Raw genomic sequence first — 21,794 nt, forward strand, 5'->3', positions numbered from 1 at the left:
TCTCCCCTGCGCGGCGTGTTGTGCCTGGTCAGGTCGGGCGGTGCCGGGTGCGTTTGGTGAGCAGGAGTTGGAGGTGGGTGTTGAGGCGTTCGGTGGCGTCGGCGAGGTCGATGCCCGTGAGGTCGGTGGCGCGGCGGACGCGGTAGCGCAGGGTGTTGGGGTGCACGTGCAGGGCCGAGCTGGCGGCTTTGACGTCGCCGAAGTGGTCCAGGTAGGCCAGCAGGCTGCGCGCGAGGTCCGTGGCGTGCTCGGAGTCGTGGTCGTGGAGGGCGGTGAGCCGGGCGTCCCGGTAGCGCTCGTTGCCCTGCAGCACGGTGAGGATCTCGCTGATCACCACCTGGGCGCGCACGTCGGAGATCGTGGCGACCTCGGCGTCGATGTCGTGCACCAGCGCGTCCAGCACCCGGTCGGCCTCGGCCCGCGACTCGGCGACCTCGTCCAGCGTCGGCACGGCGGAGCCGACGCCCGCCTGCACCCGCAAGGTCAGGTGCTGCTTGGCGGCGGCGACGATCTCGCGGGTCAGCGACAGCGCCGAATGCGCGGCGGAGCGCTCCGGCAGCTCCGGCAGCAGCACGTACACCCGCGACCCGATGGTTGTGACCAGCGCGCTGCGCCGGTAGGCCGAGGCGTGCACCGAGATCAGGCCGGTCATCTCCGCCCGCTGCAGCTCCAGCTCCGAGCGGTCGACGCTGCCCACCGGGCGCAGGGTGAACACCGCGACCACCGCGGGCCGGTCCGCGTCGGCACCGATGTTGTCGGCGACCGAGCGCGCGTCGACCCGGCCTTCCAGCAGCCCGGCCAGCAGGTTCTCCCGGAGCCTCGGCCCCGCGGTGGCCTCTGAGCGCTGCCGGATCAGCTGCAGGGCCGCCAGCCGCGCGGCACCGAGCAGCGCGCGTTCGGACCGCTCCGACAGCGGGCGCCGGCCCTCCTGCACCCAGATCGAGCCGAGCGGTTGGCTGCCCGCGTGGATGCCCACCGCCATCCGGCGCCGGATGCCCAGGTCCGGCCGCTCGTCGATGCGCACCACGTCCTCACCGGCTCGAAGCCGCTGGTAGACGCCCCATTCACGCAGCATCGCCAGGTACTGCTCGGGGCCTTGGCGGCCGAGGATGGACAGCCGCCGCAGCTCGTCGACCTCGTCGTCGGAGCGCGAGTAGGCCAGCACGCGGCTCGCGGTGTCCTCGATGCTGACGATGCCGTCGGTCATCGCCGCGACCGTCTGGGACAGCGAGAACAGGTCGCCCAACGCCTCGCCGACATCCGCGTCGCTGGTCAGCCGGGCGTTGTCGATCGCGTTGTGGGCGTAGGCCTCCAGCCGCTCCCAGCGGACCTCCGGTCGCACGCCCAGCAGCGCGATGCCGCCCGCGATCGCGGTGTCCCGCAGTGCTCGCGCCTCGGGCTCGGAGCCGACCTTGACCGCCACCACCGAGGCGCCGTCGCGCGCCGCGGCCCGCACCAGCGGTGCCGCGGCCCGGCCGCGCGCGCCGATGACCAGCACGAAATCGTTGTCGCGAGCGCTGCCGGACTCCTCCTCGGGGTCGACAATGACCACGTCACGAACCTCGACGTCCAAGCCTCGCGGTGCGGCGAGCACATCCACCAAGGGGTCACCGACCGCGGCCAGCAGCTGCCGCAGCGGCACTCCCACATCGGTCACTCCGACCGACTCGACATCACGCGCCATTTGTCCGATCCCACAAACCGACACCATCAACGATAGCCAACTGAACAAGCTCCGGGCGTGAGTCACACCCTAACCTCCAATCAACACACCCACGGCGTCTCAAGGAGGCGGAACAGGCATGGACGCGATCACCTCGGTGCCGGTGCCCTACAACGAGCCGGTCAAGGGCTACGCGCCCGGCTCGCCGGAACGCGAGTCGCTGCAGAAGCGCGTGGCCGAGCTGGAGTCCGAGCGCATCGAGCTCGCCCAGACCATCGGCGGCACCCAGCGCATGGCGGGCGGCGACCGCTTCGACGTCGTCCAGCCCCACGACCACCAGCACGTGCTCGGCACGTCGGCCCAGGCCACCGCGGGCGACGTCGCCGACGCCGTGGCCGCCGCCAAGGACGCCGCCCCGGGCTGGGCCGCGACCTCCTTCGACGAGCGGGCCGCGGTCATCCTGCGCGCCGCCGACCTGCTGGCCGGTCCCTGGCGCGACACCATCAACGGCGCCACCATCCTCGGCCAGTCGAAGTCGGTGCAGCAGGCCGAGATCGACGCCGCCTGCGAGTTCATCGACTTCCTGCGGTTCAACGTCCACTACGCCCGGCAGATCATCGCCGAGCAGCCCCGCTCGGTCCCGGGCGAGTGGAACCGGATGGACTACCGGCCGCTGGACGGGTTCGTCACCGCGATCACCCCGTTCAACTTCACCGCCATCGCCGGCAACCTGCCCACCGCGCCCGCGCTGATGGGCAACACGGTGGTGTGGAAGCCGACCCCGTCGCAGCAGTTCGCCGCGCACTTCACGATGCGGCTGTTCGAGGCCGCCGGACTGCCCCCGGGCGTGATCAACCTCGTCACCGGTGACGGCCACGCCGTCAGCGATGTCGCGCTGACCGACCCGGGCTTCGCGGGCCTGCACTTCACCGGATCGACCGCCACGTTCAAGAAGCTGTGGCGCACGATCGGCGAGAACCTCGACTCCTACCGCAGCTACCCGCGCATCGTGGGCGAGACCGGCGGCAAGGACTTCATCGTCGTGCACCCCTCGGCCGACCCCGCTCCGCTGGCCACCGCGTTCGCCCGCGGCGCCTTCGAGTTCCAGGGCCAGAAGTGCTCGGCCGCCTCGCGCGCCTACGTGCCGCGCTCCATCTGGGAGGGCGGTCTGCGCGAGGAGCTCGCCGACCTGGCGCGCACCATCCGCTTCGGCGACGTCACCGACTTCTCCTACTTCGGCGGTGCCGTCATCGACGCGCGCGCCTTCGCCAAGCACAAGGCCGCGCTGGACCGCGCCAAGACCACCGACACCATCGAGGTCCTGGCCGGTGGCGGCTACGACGACTCCGTCGGCTACTTCGTCGAGCCCACCGTGCTGGTGTGCACCGACCCGGCCGACGAGGTCTTCACCACCGAGTACTTCGGGCCGATCCTCGCCGTGCACGTCTACGACGACGCCCAGTACTCGCAGGTCCTCGACGTCGTGGACTCCTCCAGCCCGTACGCGCTGACCGGCGCGGTGTTCTCCACCGACCGCTCCGCCATCGACGAAGCCCACCGCAAGCTGCGCGGTGCCGCGGGCAACTTCTACGTCAACGACAAGCCGACGGGCTCGATCGTCTCCCGCCAGCCCTTCGGCGGCAGCCGCGCCTCCGGTACCAACGACAAGGCCGGATCGCTACTCAACATCCAGCGCTGGACCAGCCCGCGCGCCATCAAGGAGACCTGGGACGCGCCGACCGGCCACACCTACCCCCACATGGGATGAGCACGACGGGGCGCCCCGGACGGTCCGGGGCGCCCCCTTTGTCCGGAACAGCTTGAGCGTGGGGAGAATTCGGTGTTGCGCAGTGCTTTGCTGGCCGCGGGACGCTCGCCTTCGGTGCGACGGCTCGTCGAGGCCAACCCGCTGACCAAGCCCGTGGTTCGGCGTTTCGTGCCCGGCACGTCACCCGAGGACGCCGTGCGGGCCACCCGGGAGTTGAGCGGCCACGGCTTGTTCGTGACGTTGGACCGGCTCGGCGAGGACACCCTCGACGCGGGCCAAGCCACCGCCACCGTCCGGGACTACCGGCAGGTGCTGGGAGTTCTGGCCGAGCAGGGGCTCGCCGAGCGGGCCGAGGTGTCGGTGAAGCTGTCGGCGGTGGGCCAGTTCCTGCCCTCCGACGGCGAGAAGATCGCGCTGGACAACGCCCGGCTGATCTGCGAGGCCGCGAGCGCGGCGGGCACCACGGTCACCCTCGACATGGAGGACCACACCACCACCGATTCGACCCTGGGCATCCTGCGCGACCTGCGCGTGGACTTCCCGTGGGTGGGCGCTGTGCTGCAGGCCTACCTGCGGCGGACCGAGCAGGACTGCCGCGACCTGGCCACGGCCGGTTCCCGGGTCCGGCTGTGCAAGGGCGCCTACGACGAGCCGGAATCGGTGGCCTACCAGGACAAGTCGGAAGTCGACCGCTCCTACGTGCGGTGCCTGAAGGTCCTGATGCAGGGCGAGGGCTACCCGATGGTCGCCTCGCACGACCCCCGCATGGTCGCCATCGCCGGTGAGCTGGCCGCCCGCAACGGCCGCACGAACGGGGACTTCGAGTACCAGATGCTCTACGGCATCCGGCCCGAGGAGCAGCGCCGCATCGCCGCGGCCGGCGGACGGCTCCGCGTCTACGCCGCCTACGGCGACGAGTGGTACGGCTACTTCATGCGCCGCCTGGCCGAACGCCCGGCCAACCTCGCCTTCTTCCTCCGCTCCCTCGCCACCCAAGGCTGACCCCGCACGACGCCCGCGCAGTCCCCGATTTCAGTGGAAACCCGGTCCCCGACTTCCACTGAATTCGGGTGTCCGAGTTCCACTGAAACCCGGTCACCTGACGCCCACCGAAGCCGGGTCCCGGATTTCCACTGAAATCGGGGACCTTCGTTCCATTGAAATCGTGTGGACAGGCCACCCGGAGTGACTCGGGCGGAGAGGTCGGGGAGTCACCCCGGGTGGGTGGGTTGTCAGGGCAGGGCGGTGATGCGGTCTGCCGGTGGTGGGGTGATGCCCGGGTGGGCGTTGAGGTAGGCCAGGAAGGCGTCGAGGTCTACCGGTCCGCCGACGACGTCGGTGCCCTTGGTGAGTTCGGTGAAGCCGTCGCCGCCTCCGGCGAGGAAGTTGTTCACCGAGACCCGGTACGGGGCGTTGGGGTCGACCGGCTGACCGTTGATGCTGATCTCGGTGACCTTCGAACCGATCGGCGCACCCGCCGAGTAGCTGTAGTGCAGACCGGCCGAGACCTGCAGGACGTTGGTCTCCTCCGGGGTCCACTGCTGCTCGAGGACGGCCTTGAGCTGGGCGCCCGTGAGCGTCATGGTCTGCATGATGTTGCCGAACGGCTGGACCGCGAACGCCTCGCCGTAGGTGATCACGCCGTCGCCCTCACCGGCCGGTGAGCCGGGGAAGAGCAGGTCGGCGCGGATGCCGCCGGGGTTGGTGATGGCGACCTGCGGCGAGTTGGCCGCGGTGGCCTCGAACTGCGCGTCGGCGATGACGTCACCCAGCGGCGACTCCCCGGACGGGGCGGCCGCGCGGGGCAGGTCTCCGGTGATGCTGCCGACCGGGCGGTTGGCGATCGGCGCCGCCTTGGTGGCCGCCTCGTCGATCAGCGCCTGAGCGGCGGGGTCGGCCGGCACGTCGCGGGTGACGATCTCGTTGCGCGCCTTGGTCTCCGAGCGCACGACGTCCTGGCTGACGCGGTCGATGGCCAGGTCGGCGACCGAGAGCAGGCGGCCGTAGGAGGCGCCTTGCAGCACCTGGCGCGGGTTGCCCGCCGGGTCGTCGATCGTGCAGTTGTACTGGGCGTGGCTGTGCCCGGTGAAGATCAGGTCGACGTTCGGCGACGCGGCCTTGGCGATCTCGCTCGCCGGCCCCGGCGTCAGGTTGCAGCCGTCCGGTCCACCGCCCTCGGCGCTGTCGCCCTGGTGCAGCAGCACGACCTGCGCCTTCACGCCCATGGTGTCGAGCATCTTCGAGGTGCGGTTGATGGCCTCGACCTCGTCGCCGAACTCGAGACCTTCGATGGCGCCCGGGGCCACCACCGACGGGAGTTCTTCCAGCGTCGCGCCGATGATGCCGACGCGCGTGCCGTTGACGTTCTGGACGTCGAAGGGCTTGAGCGCGGGACGACCGTCGGTGAAGCTGACATTGGCGCCGAGCTGCTCGAAGTCCGCGCCGGGGAACGGGTCCCGGAACTGGCAGCCGTCGCCGGGGTGGCAACCGCCGTCGGACATCCGCCGCAGTTCCTCGTATCCCTCGTCGAACTCGTGGTTCCCGACGACCGAAGCGGACACGCCGAGCTGGTTGAGGAATTCGATCGTGGGCTCGTCGTGGAACAGCGCGCTGTTGACCGGCGAGGCGCCGACGTTGTCGCCCGCCGAGAGCACCAGCGAGTTCTTCACCTCTCCGCGCAGCCGCGCCACGTGTGTGGCCAGGAACTGCGCACCGCCGGCGTCGACGGTGCTGCCGTCGGGCAGCGTGATGCGGCCGGACGAGCCCGCCGGGGGTTCGAGGTTGCCGTGCAGGTCGTTGAACGTGATCAGCCGGACCTGGTTGGTCGACGGCGCCGTTCCCGCTGCCGGGGCCGCCGACACGGCCGGGGCCGCCGTCACCGCCGCCGCGGCCAGCACGGCGGTCCCCAGCGCCGCCGGACGGCTGAACCGAGCTGTCTTCACACCGATTTCCTTCCGCTGAGTGCCCTCCGCTCCACTTCCCCGACGCGCCGGAGGGTCGCCAGCGGAGATCTTCTCCTGCGGACATGTCCAAGACCAGCACCATCAGGTGAATGTCTGGAAGCAGACACCCCCGTCGCCCGGGGCTCGGCGACCCCCTGAAACCGGTCTGACCAGGCGAGAAAGCACGGGGAAAGCCCCGTTCCTCAGGATGGACTCCGTTTTGGAAAGGGCCGCCTGCAGACGTCGTTCACTTGGGGGGGAGTGATCGGGATGGATTCGGGCACGCTGGATCTCTCCACCTTCCCGGAACTGCCCGGTCGCGGAGCCCTGATCACCGACGGGGACGAGCTGCACGCCTCCGACCTCGGCAATCTCGTCGACCGAAAACCCGCCGCGATCCTGCGTCCGCGGTCCACCGCCGACATCGCCGTCGCGGCCGCCTGGTGCTGCCGCAACGGCGTCCCGCTGCGCGCCCACGGCACCCTGCACACCACCGGTGGTCAGGCGCTGTGCCCGTCCGGCGGGATCCAGGTCGACATGCGCAGCCTCGAGCTCATCCACGCGGTGACCGACGACCACGCCGACGTCGAGGCGGGAGTGCTGCTGCGCGACGTCGTCTGGCACGCCTGGCTGCGGGGGCGCCGGTTGACCTCGGGCCCGACGGGGTACCTCCAGCTGAGCACCGGTGGGGTGCTCAGCGTCGGCGGCATCTCCAGCCTGCACAGCGAGGGCGCGATCATCGACCGGGTGCAGGCCGTCGAGGTCGTCACCCCGACGGGAGCCGTGCGGTGGTGCACGCCGGAGCGCAACGGCGCGCTGTTCAACGCGGTCCTCGGCGGTCTCGGTTGCGCGGGGATCATCACGCGCGCGCGGTTGGGGCTGACCCCGGTTCCGCCGCTGACCAGGGTGTACGACCTGCACTTCCCGTCGCTGCAGGAGGCGGTGCGGGCGGCTCGCGTGCTGGTCCGGCGCGGCGAGGTCGACGACCTGCTGATCCGCTGGTTCGCCCCGCAGCGCCACCGCTACCAGCTCCGCTTCACCACCTACCACCGCGCGGACCGCAAGCCCGACGACGCGCACCTGCTGCGCGGGCTCGACGCGACCGCGCAGACCTGGGACGTCTCCTACTGGGAGTTCGTGACCAGCACCGACAACCGCTACGAGCCGTTCGTGACGGCCGGCTGGAACCGGGTGCACAAGGTGTGGGCTGACTACTTCATGCCCGATTCGGCGCTGGACGAGTTCCTGGCGGGCACGGCTCCGGAGATCACCGACCTCGATCTCAGCGAGACCAGCATCGGGCTGCTGTTCCCGCACCGCCGCTCGTCGTTCACCCGGCCTGGCCTGCGACTTCCGGACGACGAGCTGGTGTGGCTGTTCGACATGCTCTCCGACGCCGCGGGCCAGACCGATCCGTTCTGGCTGCCGGACCGGCTGCGCCGCAACCAGCGCTGGCGTCGCCGCGCCACCGATCTCGGCGGAACCCTCTACCCCATCGGCACCGACCTCGACCCCGCCTCCCACGACCTGGTGCTCGCCCACCCCGCCCAGATGTCCTTCGCGCAGGAGGACCAGTGCCTCAGGTGAGCGTCTGGGTGCCGATGACGTCGAGCAGCCGCAACCGCTCCGCCGCGTCCTCGTCCGGGGCGGTGTAGACGACCAGCCGCAGGTCGCTGACGGGCACCTCCAGCACGTCGCAGTCCACCGGGGTGGGACCGAGTTCGGGGTGGTCGACGACCTTGGAGTGCGCCACGTGCTCACCGACGGTGCGCGACTCCCACAGCTCGGCGAAGCGCGGGAACGCGCGAAGGTCGTCGAGCAGCGCTCGCAGTTCCGCGTCGGCCGGGAAGCGGGCCGCGGCCGAACGCAGGTCCGCGACCGTCGCCTCCTCGAACACCGCGGCCAGCTCGGGCGTCGAGCGCACCCGCATCGGGAGGCCGGCGTGGTAGGCCCACACGACGTTGCGCTCCCGCGCCGACAGCGTCGTGGGATCGCCGAACAGCGCCGCGTACAGCGGGTTCCAGGCGGTGAGGGTCCAGCCGGCGTCGAACACGCCGACGGGGATGCCGCGCAGCTGGTCGAGCAGCCGCTGCAGGCTCGGCGTCAGGTGCGGCGAGCTGTGCCCGCTGGTGGGGGTGGCTTGCCCGGCGAGCGCGAACAGGTGGTCGCGCTCGCCGCCGGTCAGCCGCAGCGCCCTGGCCAGGGCGCTCACGACCTGCGGAGACGGGTGGGCACGGCCCTGTTCGAGGCGGATGACGTAGTCGACCGAGATGCCGGCCAGCAGGGCGAGTTCCTCCCGGCGCAACCCCTTGGCACGACGGCCGAGCCCTGCGGGAAGTCCCACCTCGGCCGGGACGATCCGGTCGCGCCAGCCGCGCAGCGCCGCACCGAGCTCTGCGGGTTGTTCGGTCATCGCTCCAGTATCGCCCGCACTCGCTCGGCATGGGTGGTACCGGCGGTCCCAGGACGACCGTTGCATCGGGCTTCGCTCGCTCGGCGGCGCAGGGTGGTGGCATGACGACGACGCTCATCACCGGCGCCAACCGCGGCCTGGGTCTGGAGACCGCGCGGCGGTTGGTCGACATCGGGCACACCGTGTTGCTCGGGGCGCGTGACCCGCGACGTGGCGCGGAGGCCGCGGCCGAGATCGGAGCCGTTCCCCTTGTCATCGATGTGACCAGCGAGGATTCGGTTCGCGCGGCAGCCGAGAGCCTCGACGGGCTGGACGTGCTGGTCAACAACGCGGGCGTGCCCGGTGCCGTGCTGCCGCCCGGCCAGGCCTCCCCCACCGACCTGCTCGCCGCCTACGAGATCAACCTCTTCGGCCCGGTCCGGGTGCTCAACGCGTTCCTGCCGCTGCTGGAGTCGAGTCCGAACCCGGTGGTGGTCAACGTCAGCAGCCGTCTCGGATCGATCGACGCGGCGGCGAAACCGGATCCCACCGCGGATGATCCGCACTGGATCCCGGTGCCGGTCTACTCCTCGGCGAAGGCCGCGTTGAACATGCTCACCGCGCAGTACGCTCGGGCGTTCCCTGCGATGCGCATCAACTCCGTCTGCCCTGGCTTCACCGCCACCGACTTCAACGGCCACCGGGGAGTCCAGACCGTCGCCGAAGGGACGGAGATCATCGTCCGGATGGCCACCACCGGTCCCGACGGCCCCACGGGCGGTTTCTTCTCCCGCGAAGGCGAGGTGGCGTGGTGAACACCCCGCGCGTGGAGGTCGTGCTGGACTTCGTGTGCGTGCACTCCTACCTGGGGTTCACGCGCTTCCGGCGCGCGGTCGAGGCGCATCGGCGAACCGGCGGTGAGGTGGAGGTGCGGTTCGCGCCCTTCCAGCTGCGTCCCGATGCCTCTCCGGACGGTGAGCCGCTGTTCGAGCTGCACGCGCGGGAGCGCGGCGAATCGGTCGCCCGCGAGATCGCGGCGTCCTCGATCGGCGAGCAGGACGGTCTGCGGTTGCACTTCCGGCGCGCGATCTTCACCAACACCTTCGAGGCCCACCGCCTCCTCGCCGCCGCGTCCGAACAGGGCAGCGGTGAGGTCATGGCCGAGCGCCTCTTCCGCGCCTACTTCACCGACGGCCTCAACATCGGCGACCCACCCACCCTCACGGCACTGGCCGACGAACTCGGCGTCGCTGCACCGGTGGGCGGGGCGGATTCCCTGCGCGCCGAGCTCGGTCGCGTCCGCGCCCTCGGCATCGACATGCCCCCGGTCTTCCGCTTCCCGTCCGGCGCGATCACCGGGAGCGGGGAGTTCGAGCGGTTTCGCGCGGCGTTGCGCGAGCTCATCTGAATGTCAGCCCGCGCCTCGGGCTTCGGCTCGGAAGGTCAGCGGGGTTCGGCCGTCGTGCTTGCGGAAGAACTTGCTGAAGTCTCCCGGTGTGGTGAAGCCGAGGTGCCGGGCGATGTCCGCTGAAGCGCGGTCGGTGTGGACGAGCAGCCGCTTGGCCTCCAGGACGATCCGGGCGTCCAGGTAGGACTTCGCCGAGCGGCCCGTCGCGGACAGCGTTGCGCGGGTGAGGGTTCGAGCGCTGTACCCGAGGTCTGCGGCGTAGTCGGCGACCCGGTGGGTGCGGGTGAAGTCGCGCTCCACCGCCGCTTGGAATCGCTCGAACGGGCTGTCGGCCGGGGTGGCGGGCGGCGGCGCCTCACCCGCGTGGGCCAGTCGCAGCAGCAGCACCGCCAGCAGCATCCGCAGCGACCTGTTGTGCGCCTCCAGCGTCATCGAGCCCAGGTCGGCGTAGTCGGCGAGCAGGTGCCGCAGCGCCAGATCGACCGCGTCGCGGGCCGAACCTCCTGGTAGCACGGGGGTTTCCGGAGGCGGCGGGTCGACGGTGACGAACCCGGGGCGCCAGATGACGATCGTGCCGCGCGAGCGGGGCAGCGCGCCGTACTGGTGCACCTGGCCGGGGCGCACCCACAGCCAGCCGCCGGGTTCGATGACGTGCTCGGTGAAGTCGACGGTGTGCGGCAGCGGGTCTGCGTCGGCGTGGACGTGGATCAGGTGGTGGAAGTCGGGCCGCTGCGGACCGGCGAGGTCGATCCCGCGGCGCTCGGCGCGCGAGCGCAGCTCGGTGAAGTCGATGACGTCCATGCCGATCGGTGCGTTCAGCCCCGGCCGGTAGCCGACGTCGGTGATCTCGGCCATTCAGGTCCTGTCCGATTATTCCCATCCCTTGTCGCCAGAATACCTGCTCACCTGCGTGATCGGTGCTTAGCGTGAAGTCATCAGCGCGAGGTGACCGAAAAGGAGAAGCGTGCGACTCGTCGTGGGGATGACCGGAGCGACCGGGGCGCCACTCGGTGTGCGACTGCTGGAGCAGCTGGGCGAACTGCCCGAGGTGGAGACCCACCTGGTGCTCAGCCGCTGGGCGCGGGCAACGGTGGAGCTGGAGACCGGGCTGAGCGTCAAGGAGATCGGCGCGCTCGCCGACGTCGTCCACAACCCGGATGACCAGGGCGCGAGCATCTCGTCCGGCTCGTACCGCACCGACGGCATGGTGATCGTGCCGTGCTCGATGAAGACGCTCGCCGGCATTCGCTCCGGTTACGCCGACGGCCTGGTGGCGCGCGCGGCGGACGTGACGATCAAGGAACGCCGTCCGCTGGTGCTCGTGCCGCGCGAGACGCCGCTGAGCGAGATCCACCTGGAGAACATGCTGGCGCTCTCGCGGATGGGCGTGCGGATCGTGCCGCCGATGCCGGCCTTCTACAACAACCCGACCTCGATCGACGACTTCGTCGAGCACATCACCGCCCGCGTCCTCGACCAGCTCGACCTGCCGGCCCCGGCCGCCCAGCGCTGGGAAGGCCTGCGCACCGCCAAGCTCAAGGTTTTCTGAGTTCCACGAAGGAGAAGTACGACATGGCCTATGACGACCTGCGGTCGTTCCTCGACGCCCTGGAGAAGGAGGGGCAGCTGCTGCGGATCAGCGAGGAGGTGTCCCCCGAACCGGATCTGGCCGCTGCGGCGAACGCGGCGGGTCGCATCGGTGAGGGCGCACCGGCGTTGTGGTTCGACAACGTCTCGGGGTTCACCGACGCGCGGATCGCGATGAACGTGCACGGTTCCTGGCGCAACCACGCGATGGCGCTGGGCCTGCCGAAGGAGACCTCCACCCGCGAGCAGGTCGAGGAGTTCGCCCGGCGCTGGGACGACTTCCCGGTCGCCCCGGTCCGCCGCGAGGACGCGCCGTGGAAGGCCAACAGCGTCTCCGGGGAGGACGTGAACCTCTTCGACGTGCTGCCGCTGTTCCGGCTCAACGACGGTGACGGCGGGTTCTACCTGGACAAGGCCGCCGTCGTCTCGCGCGACCCGGACGCGCCGGAGGACTTCGACAAGCAGAACCTGGGCATCTACCGGATCGAGGTGATCGGCACGGACCGGCTCGCGCTGCAACCAGTGCCGATGCACGACATCGCCCAGCACCTGCGCAAGGCCGAGGAGCTCGGCGAGGACCTGCCGGTGGCGATCACCCTCGGCAACGACCCGGTGGTGCCGATCGTGGCGGGCATGCCGATGGCCTACGACCAGTCCGAGTACGAGATGGCCGGTGCGCTGCGCGGTGAACCGATGCCGATCGCGACCGCTCCGCTGACCGGTTTCGACGTGCCGTGGGGTTCGGAGGTGGTCATCGAGGGCCGCATCGAGTCGCGGGTGCGGCAGATCGAGGGCCCGTTCGGCGAGTTCACCGGGCACTACTCGGGCGGCAGGCGGATGCCGGTGGTGCGCATCGAGCGGATCTCCTACCGCACCAACCCGATCTTCGAGTCGCTGTACCTGGGCATGCCCTGGACCGAGTGCGACTACCTGGTGGGCCCGAACACCTGCGTCCCGCTGCTCAAGCAGCTGCGCGCGGAGTTCCCGGAGGTCAAGGCCGTCAACGCGATGTACACGCACGGCCTGCTGGTGATCATCTCGACGGCCAAGCGCTACGGCGGGTTCGCCAAGGCGGTGGGCATGCGCGCGATGACCACGCCGCACGGCCTGGGCTACGTCAGCCAGGTGATCCTGGTCGACGAGGACGTGGACCCGTTCGACCTGCCGCAGGTCATGTGGGCGCAGTCGGCGAAGGTCAACCCGTCCGAGGACGTGGTGGTCATCCCGAACCTGTCGGTGGTGGAACTGGCTCCCGCCTCGCAGCCGGCGGGCGTGACCAGCAAGATGATCATCGACGCGACCACCCCGGTGAAACCCGACGTGCGCGGCAACTTCGGCACCCCGACCAAGGACCTCCCCGAAACCGCCGAGTGGGCCGAACGCCTGCGCTCCCGGCTCGCCCACCGATGAAGCGCACTGCGCGGAAAGGAAACCCGATGCAGACCATCTGCCCCCGCTGCGCCGATCCGGAGATCCGCACGGTGACGACCTCGCCGGTGCCGGGCGTCTGGGAGGTGCTGCAGTGCCCGCGCTGCCTGTACATGTGGCGCACCACCGAACCCGCACGACGCACCACCCGCGAGCACTACCCGGAGCAGTTCCGCCTGACCCCGGACGCCATTGCCACCGCGTCCGAGGTCCCGACCATCCCACCGCTGCGCGGCTAGAGCCTGGCGGCGAGAACGGCTTTGCCCTCCCCGGTGAGCTCGGCGAAGGCGGCCGACCTCCCGGCGAGGGTCATCAGCAGCGCTTCGCCCGGCCCCCGGACCTCGGGGCCTTCGCCGCGGGACCAGTCCAGGTCCGCGGCCACCAGGCGGAGGCCGGCGGCGCGCTTCTTGGCCCCGACGGGCGGGGCTTTGAACGCCAGGTCCAGCACGGTGCGCAGCCGTTGCGGTGGGATCTCGCGCGGGTGGCCGAGCGGACGTCGGATGTCCTGGTGGTGGATCAGCGCGTCCACCAGCGGGATCATGCCGCCCAGCGCCGTGATCGGGCCGGTCGGCCGGAGGTGGGCGCGCAGTCGGTCGAGCAGTTCGCCGGTGCTGCGGGGACGGGTTTCGGCGACGCCGAGATCGTTGAGGGCGTTCGGCGCGAAACCCGCCCGGGCGGCGCGTTTGAGCACGTCGGGCCAGGTGAGGTCGTCGTAGCTGATCGCGTGCGCGACCACGTCGCGCACCCGCCAGCCCGCGCACAGGCTCGGTGCCTCCCACTGCTCGCGGGTGAGGGTGCCGAGGTACTCCGCGAGATCGGTGCGTTCGGCGACGGCCATCGCCATCGTGTCGGCTCGCCGCATGGACCACCTCCAGTTCCCGTGCGCCACGCCCGCACCTGCGAACCTGTCACGACCGAGGTCGGTGTGCGCGTGCGAGCGGGTTCACGGTAGCCCCGGCCCCTGACAGTCGAGGTCGTCCGCCGGAAGTTCGCCAGTGAGCAGGTAGTTCGCGGCCGCGTCGTCGACGCAGGGGTTGCGCTGGCTGGCGAAGACGCCGTGCGAGTAGGAGTCGTGCAGCGTCACCATGCGCGGGCCGGGAAGCCTGGCCTGCATCCGCCGGGCACCGTCGAGCGGGGTGGTCGGGTCGTGCTCGGCCTGGGTGAGCAGCACCGGCGGCATGCCCGGGTGCCCGAACCGAGCGGGTTCGACGGGTTCGGGCCAGTAGGCGCAGGTGGTGGCTTCGAGCCCGGTGACGATCGGTTCCGGGTCGGCCGCGCGCAGCGCCCGGAGGGAACCGATGACCTCGTCCTCGGTGGGACGCCTGCTGTCGGCGCACTTGACGGTGCGCAGCGCCGCCTCGTAGTTGCGGGATTCCGGGTCGCCCTCGGGCAGCGCGGGGCTCAGCGGCACGCCCTGGTGCACGTGAGCGCTGAGGTCGCGGGCGAAGGGCTCCCAGCGCTCGGTGCGCGAGAGGGTCTTGTAGACGAGGTTGTCGAACTCCGCGGGACCGAAGCTCCCGGTCAGCCCGGCGCGGGCCGCCGAATACGTCTCGCGGACCTGCTGCTTCGTCTCGCCGAGCCCGAATTCCGGGCGTGCGGCGATCCATTCGAAGAGGGTGTCGCGCTGGTCGAGCATCGCGAACGCCTGCCGGACGTCGAAGTCGTGCCAGCGGTCCGGGCTCACGACGCTGTCGAGCACCATCCGCCCGACGCGGTCGGGGAACTGCGCGGCGTAGGCGGCGCCGAGGTAGCTGCCGTAGGAGACGCCGAGGAAGTTGAGCTTCGGCTCCCCGAGCGCTTCCCGGATGCGGTCCACGTCGCGGGCGGTGCTCGTGGTGTTCATCCACGCCGCGTCCGGGTTGTGCCGCAGGCAGTCCTCGGCCATCGCGCGTAATCGGTGCAGGTGTTGGGATTCCGCTCGTCGGTCGGCCGGAATCGGCTCGGGCGCGGGGTGTTCGAACAGCCCGCCCAGCTCACCGCAGTCGAGCGGGGCGCTGCGGCCGACGCCGCGCGGGTCGAACCCGATGATGTCGTAGCTGCGGCGCACCGACTCCGGCAGCTTCTCCCCCTTGCTCACCGCGTATTCCAGCCCGGACCCGCCGGGCCCTCCCGGGTTGACCAGCAACGCGCCCCGGTGTTCGGCGGGCGTGCCGGTCGCGCGCACGCGCGAGATCGCGATCGAGATCGACCGGTCCCCCTCTCCCAGCGGTACCGACAGCTCCGCGCACTCGGCACCGTCGAAGGGGCAGGCACCGAACTCAGGCGGCTCGGCCGCCGCAGGCGTTGCGGTGAGCAAGGGGGCGAGCAGCACCAGAGCCACCACCGGGCGAAGCGTTCTCATCACTTCGGGTTCACATCCCTACGGCGAGTTGTCAGACTTATTGAAAACGATTATCATCGCCGAGCGTCAAGCGCAATGACCGGGAGGAGTCGGTGTGAGTCACCTGTTGTTGGTGGAGAGCTGGGTCGGGGCGATGAGCACGTTGCTCCCCAGAGCGATCAACGAGGAGGGCCACCGGTTCAGCTTCGTCACCAGAGATCTGCAGCACTACCTGCGCTCCGCCCCAGGCCCCGGCCCGCACCCGCTGCTGGGTGCGGACAACGTGCTCACCTGCGAGACCAACGACCCCGAAGTGCTGCTGCCGCACCTGGAACGGCTGCAGCCGGTGCTGGGCTTCGACGGGGTCGCGACCTCGTGCGACTACTACCTGCCCACCGCCGCGAAGATCGCCCAGCGGTTGGGACTTCCCGGGCCCGCGCCGGAAGCCGTCGAAAGCGCCTGCGCCAAGGATCAGACCCGGCGCGCGCTGCACGAGGCCGGAGTCCCCGGACCGGCCTTCGCGCTCGCCGAAACGCTGCGCGGCCTGGAGGAAGCGGCCGCGGCGATGGGCTTCCCGCTGGTGCTCAAGCCCGTGGACCTGTGCGCGGGCATGTTCGTGCGGCGGGTCGACGACGTCGAGCAGCTGCGCGCGGCTTTCGCCGAGCTGCAAGGATTTCCGGTCAACGCTCGTGGCCAGCAACGCAGTCCCGTGGTGTTGCTGGAGGAGCTGTTGACCGGCGCCGAGGTGAGCGTGGAGACGGTCACCTTCGGCGGGCGGACCACGGTCGTCGGCGTCACCGACAAGAGCGTCGCCGGCGCACCGTGGTTCGTCGAAACCGGTCACATGTTCCCGGCCGCGCTCGACGACGAGACCCGCGACGGCGTCGTCTCGACCGCCGTGGCCGCGATCGAGGCGCTGGGCCTGGACAACACCGTCTGCCACACCGAGATCAAGCTGACCGCCGACGGCCCGCGCATCGTCGAGGTCAACCCGCGTCCGGCGGGCAACCAGATCACCGAGCTGATCCGCCGCGTCACCGGCATCGACCTCGCCGGGGTGTACGCGCAGGTCGCGCTCGGCGAGAAGCCCGATCTCAGCCCGGTGGACACCGGGGCGTCGAGCGCGGCGATCTCGTTCCTGCTGCCGCCGCGCACCGGGCCGATCGCCGAGATCCAGGGCACCGAAGCGCTGCGCGATCCCGCGGTGGCGGAGTTCAAGCTCAAGCCCGCCGGCCACCGAGCCGGCCCCGCGACCAGCAACAACAACTACCTGGGCCACGTGATGGTGACCAGCGACCGGCCTGGGGCGGCGCGTCCGCACGCCGAGCTGCTGATCTCCGGGCTGGACGTGCGCTACGCGGAGGACGTCGCGTGACGGCGCTGGACGACCTCATCGAGACCGCGCTCCCCGAGGCGGATGCCGAGGTCAGCGTGGGTTTCCTGACCCAGCAAGGGGTCCGGCACGCCTCCCGGCAGCGCTCCTACCGCAACCACGTGCTCAGCCTCCGCGTCGGTGAGGCCGTCGGATCCTGCGCGGTGGAACCCGGCGAGGTCGGCGAGGACGTCGTGCTGGACTGCGTCGGCGAACCCGTCCGCAAGCTCCTGCGGCACCCGCTGCCCGCCGTGCGGATCGCCGCTCTCGACGCGCACCTGCAACACCTGCGTCCGCACCACGAGCACGCCGAGGCCGTGCACCTCGACCGCGGTGACTCGCTGCGGAAATCGCTGCACCGCTCGGAGCACGTCGTGGGCCTGCTGCCCTCCGGGGTCCGCCGGGTGCTGGTCGTGGGCGTCGTGAACTCCCTGCTGCAACGCCTGCGGGAACGCGGGATCGGTTACGTGGCCTGCGACCGCAAGGGCGGCCGCACCGAGTGGGACGAGCCGGTGATCACCGACGCCGAGAGCGCGCTGGACGACTGCGACGCGGTGCTGGCCTCCGGGATGGTGCTGAGCAGCCCCACCTTCCAGACGCTGCTCGACCACGCGCGCCGGACCGGGCGACCGCTGGTGTTCTTCGCCCAGACCGGGAGCGGGATCCTGCCGCACTTCCTCGGTGACGGCGTCACCGCCGTGTCCGCCGAGCCGTACCCCTTCTTCTGGCTCGACGGCGGCCCGAGCGTGCTCTACCGCTACTCGGAGGTGGCGGGCCGTTGAACGCAGCACCGAACCCCGGCCTGTTGGACCTCGTTCGGGAGACGCCCCTGGCGCGCGTGTCGGCTCCGCTGCCACGTCCCCACCCGGGGTTCTGGGCGAAGCTGGAATGTCTCAGCGCGGGTGGGATGAAAGCCCGCGCCGCCCTGTCGATGCTGCGCGGCGCCCGCCGGCGCGGCGAGCTGCGGCCCGGCGCCCCGGTCGTGGAGTCGACCAGCGGAACCCTCGGCGTGGGACTGGCTTTCGCCGGCAACGCGCTGGGACATCCGATCGTGCTCGTCGTCGACAGCGAGCTCGAACCCGGCATGCGCGCGCTGCTGCGGGCCCACGGAACCCGGCTGGAGGTCGTCGACCAGCCGCACCCGGTGGGCGGCTGGCAGCAGGCGCGACTGGACCGGGTGCAGCGGATCTGCCGCGACCTGCCCGGCGCCTACTGGCCGGACCAGTACAACAACCCCGACAACCCGGCCGGTTACGACGAGATGGGTGCCGAGATCGCCCGATGCCTGGACCGCGTCGACGTGCTGGTGTGCAGCGTCGGTTCCGGCGGCCACAGCTCGGGTGCGATCCGCGCGGTGCGCAAGCGGTGGCCGCAGGCGCGGCTGATCGGCGTGGACACCGTCGGATCGACGATCTTCGGCCAGCCCGCGCGTCCTCGCGTGATGCGCGGTCTCGGCAGCAGCATCCACCCGCGCAACGTCGCCTACGAGCTCTTCGACGAGGTGCACTGGGTCGGTCCGGCCGAGGCGGTCGCCGCCTGCCGGACCCTGGCCCGCGATTCCTTCGTCACCGGCGGCTGGAGCACCGGGGCGGTGGCGCTGGTCGCGGCGTGGGCGTCGCGGGTGGAGCCGGGCGCGAACGTCGTGACGGTGTTCCCCGACGGCCCGCAGCGCTACCTGGGCACCGTCTTCGACGACGACTACTGCCGCGCGCGGGGACTCCTCGACTGCGCCACGGCCACCCGCCCGGTGGAGGTCGCCGATCCCGAGGTCGAGGCCACGGGGTGGACGCGCTGCCGGGTGATCAACGATCCCCTGGTGAAGCTGGAGGTGCCCGCGTGAAGCTGAGCTGGCGGGTGGGCGGACTCGCGCTGCGCGAACCGCTGCGGATCTCGCGATCGGTCATGGCCGAACGCGGCGCGGTCACCGTCGCCGCGGAGCACGACGGCGTCGTCGGCCACGGCGAGGTGGTGACCAGCGTCTACTACGGACTGGACGTGGACCGCATCGAGCGGGAACTCGCGGCGGCACAACGGGAACTCGTTCCGCTCGACCCCACTTCCGCGCTGGTGGCGGGCATCTCGGCCTCCCCCGGCGTGCGGTCGGCGGTGGACGCGGCGTTGCACGACCTGGTCGCCCGCACGCGCGGCGTCGCCGTCTACGACCTGGTCGGGACGGCACCGAGCTGGCCGGTGCCCACGGCGCGCACCATCGGCATCACCCCGACCCACCGCGCCGTGGCGTCGGCATGCGAACTGGCCTCGCAGGGGTTCCGGCTGCTCAAGGTGAAGATCGGCGCCGAGCCCGAGGAGCTGGACCGGGTCAAGGCCATCCGCGACGCGCTGCCGGACGTCCGGCTGCTGCTGGACCCCAACGGCGCCTGGGAACCCGAGCAGGCGGCCGACATGCTGCGCGCTGCGGCCGGCTTCGACGTCGACGCGGTGGAGCAGCCCATCGCCCCGGGCACGCCCGACGTGCTCGCCCAGGTGGCGGCGGACTCCCCGATCCCGGTGATCGCCGACGAGGACGCCCGCACCGTCGACGACGTGCGCGCGCTGGGCTCGCGGGTGCACGGGATCAACATCAAACTGCCCGAATGCGGTGGGATTCGGGCCGCGCGGGAACTCGTCGACACCGCACGGGAGTTCGGCGTCGACGTGATGCTCGGGTGCCAGGTCGCCAGTTCGCTGGGCATCGCCCCGGCCGTGCACCTGACCGGGCTGGCCCGCTGGGTCGACCTCGACGGTCACCTGCTGCTGGCCCGCGATCCCTGGACCGGCATCGGCGGCGAGGACGGGCTGCTGCGGATCACCGACACCACCGGACTGGGGGTTCGACCCGCTTGAAGACCTGGCGACTCATCCGCACCTACCCGCTGGCGGTGCAGGTGCTGCTGGTCAACCAGCTCGGCGTGAACACCGGCTTCTACCTGCTCATCCCCTACCTCGCCGGCTACCTCGGGCACGACCTCGGGATGTCGGCGGCGGTGGTCGGGGTGATCCTCGGCGTGCGCAACCTCAGCCAGCAGGGCCTGTTCCTGGTCGGCGGCTCGGCCGCGGACCGGCTCGGCGCGCGCGGCGTCATCATCGCCGGATGCGCGCTGCGCGCGGTGGGTTTCGGGCTGTTCGCCTTCGGCACCTCCGTACCGGTGCTGCTGGGCGCCTCGGTGCTCAGCGGCCTGGCGGGTGCGCTGTTCAACCCGGCGGTGCGCGCCTACCTCGCGACCGAGGCCGGTGACCGCCGCGCCGAGGTGTTCTCGCTGTTCAACGTGTTCGCCAACACCGGGATGCTGCTCGGCCCGCTGCTGGGCAGCGCGCTGCTGCTGGTGAACTTCCGGCTCTCGGCGGTGATCGCGGCGGTGATCTTCGCGCTGCTGACGGTCGCCCAGGTGCTGGTGCTGCCGGTGCGGCGGGTGGAGCGCTCGGGGACCTCGGTTCTCACCGACTGGCGCGGCGTGCTCACCGACCGCCGGTTCCTGGCGTTCACCGGAGCGCTGACCGGCATGTTCGCCCTGCAGAACCAGCTGTACCTGGTTCTTCCGATGCACGCCGAGCAGTTCACCGGTTCACCCGCGGCGGTGTCGGTGATCTTCCTGGTGTCGACGGCCGCGAGCCTGCTGCTGCAGGTGCGCATCACCGCCCGGTTCTCCGAGCGGTGGAGCCGGGGGCGTTCCATCACCACCGGTCTGGCGCTGATGGGCGGGTCGTTCGCGGTCACCGCCGTCGCGGCGAGCCTGCTGCCCGGCGCTCCGCCGAACTCGCCCGGGGAGGCGCTGCTGCGGCTGACCCCGGTGCTGGTCACCGCGTTCGGGCTGTCCGTCGGCGTGATGCTGGCCCAACCGTTCGTCTACGAGCTGATCCCCTCGTTCGGCGGAACGGCGCTGTCCGGCACCTACTTCGGCGTGTTCTACCTGGCCTCCGGGCTGACCGCCGCCGCGGGCAACGCCCTCATCGGCTGGGCCACCGACCTCGCCGCCCCGAGCCTGCCGTGGCTCCCGTCCGCCCTGTGCGTCCTCATCGGACTCGCCTCCGCACTGGCCGTCCTCGCCGTCCACCGCCGCACCGGCATCGGCCCCCGAACCGAGGAACCCGCATGCGCAACTTCCTGACCGACAACCCCGAGATCTACGAGGCCTGGTTCCCCGACCCCCACCACACCGCGGCCACCTTCGTCGACGACGTCGTCACCCGCTTCACCGGATCTCAGCGGAAACCAGATTCCCGATCTCCGCTGAAATCCCCACGCCCGAGCCGAGACCTGCTCGACGTGGGGTGCGGGACGGGGCGGGACGCGCGGTACTGGGTGCGCAACGGGTACCGGGTGACCGGCATCGACACCTCAGCCGACATGGTCGCCCACGCCCAGCAGCACTGCCCGGAAGCGGAATTCGTCGTCGCCGACATGCGGGAGTTCTCGCTGGGCCGCGAGTTCGACGTGATCACCTGCCTGGACAGCGCGCTGCTGTACTGCCACCGCAACGAGGAACTGCTGTCGTTCCTGCGGCGGTGCCACGAGCACCTCCGCCCGGGCGGGTTGCTGGTCGCCGAGGCCCGCAACGGTGCGTTCTTCCTGGGCAACACCGAACTGCTGGACGAGACCTCCGAACGCGAGCTCAGCTACGACGGATCGACCTACCGGTCCCGGACGCGGCTGTGGATCGACCACGCCGAACAGCTGCTGCGGCGAGAACGCGCGTGGCAGCACGACGGCTCGGAGCTCGTCCAGCGATCCGCCTGGCGGCTGCTGTTCCCGCAGGAACTGCGCCACTTCGCCGGCACCTGCGGATTCGACGTCCTGGCCCTGTTCGACGAACCCGGCCCCCGCACCGACACCCCGTGGCGGGCCGACGCGGAGCTGTCCGAGCGGATGTCCGGAGACCGCCTGCACCTGATCGCACGCCGACGCTGAAGGAGATC

20 protein-coding genes are annotated in these 21,794 nt (G+C 71.0%); 14 read left to right on the top strand and 6 right to left on the bottom strand.

The window, feature by feature from the left end; all coding sequences use genetic code 11:
- Nucleotides 1-28: 28 nt before the first annotated feature.
- Entirely contained in the window at nt 29-1,684 is a 1,656-nt protein-coding gene (locus KBO27_RS11025; RefSeq protein ID WP_210969903.1) for a PucR family transcriptional regulator, read from the bottom strand.
- Nucleotides 1,685-1,802: 118 nt separating this feature from the next.
- Here KBO27_RS11025 and pruA point away from each other — a divergent pair, with 118 nt between their 5' ends.
- Entirely contained in the window at nt 1,803-3,431 is a 1,629-nt protein-coding gene (gene pruA, locus KBO27_RS11030; protein WP_210969904.1) for an L-glutamate gamma-semialdehyde dehydrogenase, read from the top strand.
- 72 nt (nt 3,432-3,503) lie between these two features.
- Nucleotides 3,504-4,433, top strand: a complete 930-nt coding sequence (locus tag KBO27_RS11035) for a proline dehydrogenase family protein (RefSeq protein WP_210969905.1) — start codon at nt 3,504-3,506, stop codon at nt 4,431-4,433.
- A gap of 230 nt (nt 4,434-4,663) precedes the next feature.
- Here KBO27_RS11035 and KBO27_RS11040 read toward each other — a convergent pair whose 3' ends face one another.
- Nucleotides 4,664-6,373, bottom strand: a complete 1,710-nt coding sequence (locus KBO27_RS11040) for a bifunctional metallophosphatase/5'-nucleotidase (protein ID WP_307870346.1) — start codon at nt 6,371-6,373, stop codon at nt 4,664-4,666.
- Between the two features lie 270 nt (nt 6,374-6,643).
- Between KBO27_RS11040 and KBO27_RS11045 the strand changes: the two genes are divergently transcribed.
- Nucleotides 6,644-7,960, top strand: a complete 1,317-nt coding sequence (locus KBO27_RS11045; protein WP_210969906.1) for an FAD-binding protein — start codon at nt 6,644-6,646, stop codon at nt 7,958-7,960.
- Here KBO27_RS11045 and KBO27_RS11050 read toward each other — a convergent pair.
- Complete coding sequence (locus KBO27_RS11050) at nt 7,953-8,786, bottom strand: helix-turn-helix domain-containing protein (RefSeq protein ID WP_210969907.1); 834 nt, start codon at nt 8,784-8,786, stop codon at nt 7,953-7,955. The genes KBO27_RS11045 and KBO27_RS11050 overlap by 8 nt on opposite strands.
- Before the next feature lie 101 nt (nt 8,787-8,887).
- Here KBO27_RS11050 and KBO27_RS11055 point away from each other — a divergent pair, with 101 nt between their 5' ends.
- On the top strand, nt 8,888-9,580 hold the full coding sequence (locus KBO27_RS11055) for an SDR family NAD(P)-dependent oxidoreductase (protein ID WP_210969908.1): 693 nt from the start codon (nt 8,888-8,890) through the stop codon (nt 9,578-9,580).
- Complete coding sequence (locus KBO27_RS11060; protein WP_307870347.1) at nt 9,577-10,173, top strand: DsbA family oxidoreductase; 597 nt, start codon at nt 9,577-9,579, stop codon at nt 10,171-10,173. Before KBO27_RS11055 ends, KBO27_RS11060 begins: the two co-directional genes overlap by 4 nt.
- A gap of 3 nt (nt 10,174-10,176) precedes the next feature.
- Here the strand turns inward: KBO27_RS11060 and KBO27_RS11065 are convergent, their stop codons facing one another.
- Nucleotides 10,177-11,028 carry a helix-turn-helix domain-containing protein gene (locus KBO27_RS11065; RefSeq protein WP_210969910.1) on the bottom strand — a complete coding sequence of 284 codons (852 nt, stop codon included), beginning with the start codon at nt 11,026-11,028 and terminating at the stop codon, nt 10,177-10,179.
- Between the two features lie 109 nt (nt 11,029-11,137).
- On the opposite strand from KBO27_RS11065, the gene KBO27_RS11070 reads away from it, so the two are divergent.
- From KBO27_RS11070 to KBO27_RS11080, 3 genes are read left to right on the top strand one after another with little or no spacing between them, the layout of a single operon-like run.
- Entirely contained in the window at nt 11,138-11,722 is a 585-nt protein-coding gene (locus KBO27_RS11070; protein ID WP_307870348.1) for a non-oxidative hydroxyarylic acid decarboxylases subunit B, read from the top strand.
- A gap of 23 nt (nt 11,723-11,745) precedes the next feature.
- A complete protein-coding gene (locus tag KBO27_RS11075) occupies nt 11,746-13,170 on the top strand; it encodes a non-oxidative hydroxyarylic acid decarboxylases subunit C (RefSeq protein ID WP_210969911.1) in 1,425 nt (474 codons plus the stop codon).
- Between the two features lie 26 nt (nt 13,171-13,196).
- Nucleotides 13,197-13,427 carry a non-oxidative hydroxyarylic acid decarboxylases subunit D gene (locus KBO27_RS11080; protein WP_210969912.1) on the top strand — a complete coding sequence of 77 codons (231 nt, stop codon included), beginning with the start codon at nt 13,197-13,199 and terminating at the stop codon, nt 13,425-13,427.
- On the opposite strand, the gene KBO27_RS11085 is transcribed toward KBO27_RS11080, so the two are convergent.
- Both KBO27_RS11085 and KBO27_RS11090 read right to left on the bottom strand, forming a co-directional pair.
- Nucleotides 13,424-14,050 carry a maleylpyruvate isomerase family mycothiol-dependent enzyme gene (locus tag KBO27_RS11085; protein WP_210969913.1) on the bottom strand — a complete coding sequence of 209 codons (627 nt, stop codon included), beginning with the start codon at nt 14,048-14,050 and terminating at the stop codon, nt 13,424-13,426. The two genes, KBO27_RS11080 and KBO27_RS11085, sit on opposite strands and share 4 nt — an antisense overlap.
- An 81-nt stretch (nt 14,051-14,131) precedes the next feature.
- Nucleotides 14,132-15,529: an alpha/beta hydrolase gene (locus KBO27_RS11090; protein WP_210969914.1), complete on the bottom strand. Its 1,398-nt coding sequence runs from the start codon at nt 15,527-15,529 to the stop codon at nt 14,132-14,134.
- Nucleotides 15,530-15,623: 94 nt separating this feature from the next.
- On the opposite strand from KBO27_RS11090, the gene KBO27_RS11095 reads away from it, so the two are divergent.
- From KBO27_RS11095 to KBO27_RS11120, 6 genes are read left to right on the top strand one after another with little or no spacing between them, the layout of a single operon-like run.
- Nucleotides 15,624-16,883, top strand: a complete 1,260-nt coding sequence (locus KBO27_RS11095; RefSeq protein WP_210969915.1) for an ATP-grasp domain-containing protein — start codon at nt 15,624-15,626, stop codon at nt 16,881-16,883.
- A complete protein-coding gene (locus tag KBO27_RS11100) occupies nt 16,880-17,662 on the top strand; it encodes a Rossmann-like domain-containing protein (RefSeq protein WP_307870349.1) in 783 nt (260 codons plus the stop codon). Before KBO27_RS11095 ends, KBO27_RS11100 begins: the two co-directional genes overlap by 4 nt.
- Nucleotides 17,659-18,720 (top strand): PLP-dependent cysteine synthase family protein, encoded by a 1,062-nt coding sequence (locus tag KBO27_RS11105; RefSeq protein WP_210969916.1) that lies wholly within the window; start codon nt 17,659-17,661, stop codon nt 18,718-18,720. Before KBO27_RS11100 ends, KBO27_RS11105 begins: the two co-directional genes overlap by 4 nt.
- Nucleotides 18,717-19,724 (top strand): dipeptide epimerase, encoded by a 1,008-nt coding sequence (locus tag KBO27_RS11110; RefSeq protein ID WP_307870350.1) that lies wholly within the window; start codon nt 18,717-18,719, stop codon nt 19,722-19,724. The genes KBO27_RS11105 and KBO27_RS11110 overlap by 4 nt, the downstream gene beginning before the upstream one ends.
- Complete coding sequence (locus tag KBO27_RS11115) at nt 19,721-20,986, top strand: MFS transporter (RefSeq protein ID WP_210969917.1); 1,266 nt, start codon at nt 19,721-19,723, stop codon at nt 20,984-20,986. Before KBO27_RS11110 ends, KBO27_RS11115 begins: the two co-directional genes overlap by 4 nt.
- Nucleotides 20,971-21,786, top strand: coding sequence for a class I SAM-dependent methyltransferase (locus tag KBO27_RS11120; protein WP_210969918.1), 816 nt, complete (start codon nt 20,971-20,973; stop codon nt 21,784-21,786). Before KBO27_RS11115 ends, KBO27_RS11120 begins: the two co-directional genes overlap by 16 nt.
- The last annotated feature ends 8 nt before the right edge of the window (nt 21,787-21,794 follow it).

The sequence above is a fragment of the Saccharopolyspora endophytica genome, assembly GCF_018070075.1.
Lineage (GTDB): Bacteria > Actinomycetota > Actinomycetes > Mycobacteriales > Pseudonocardiaceae > Saccharopolyspora > Saccharopolyspora endophytica.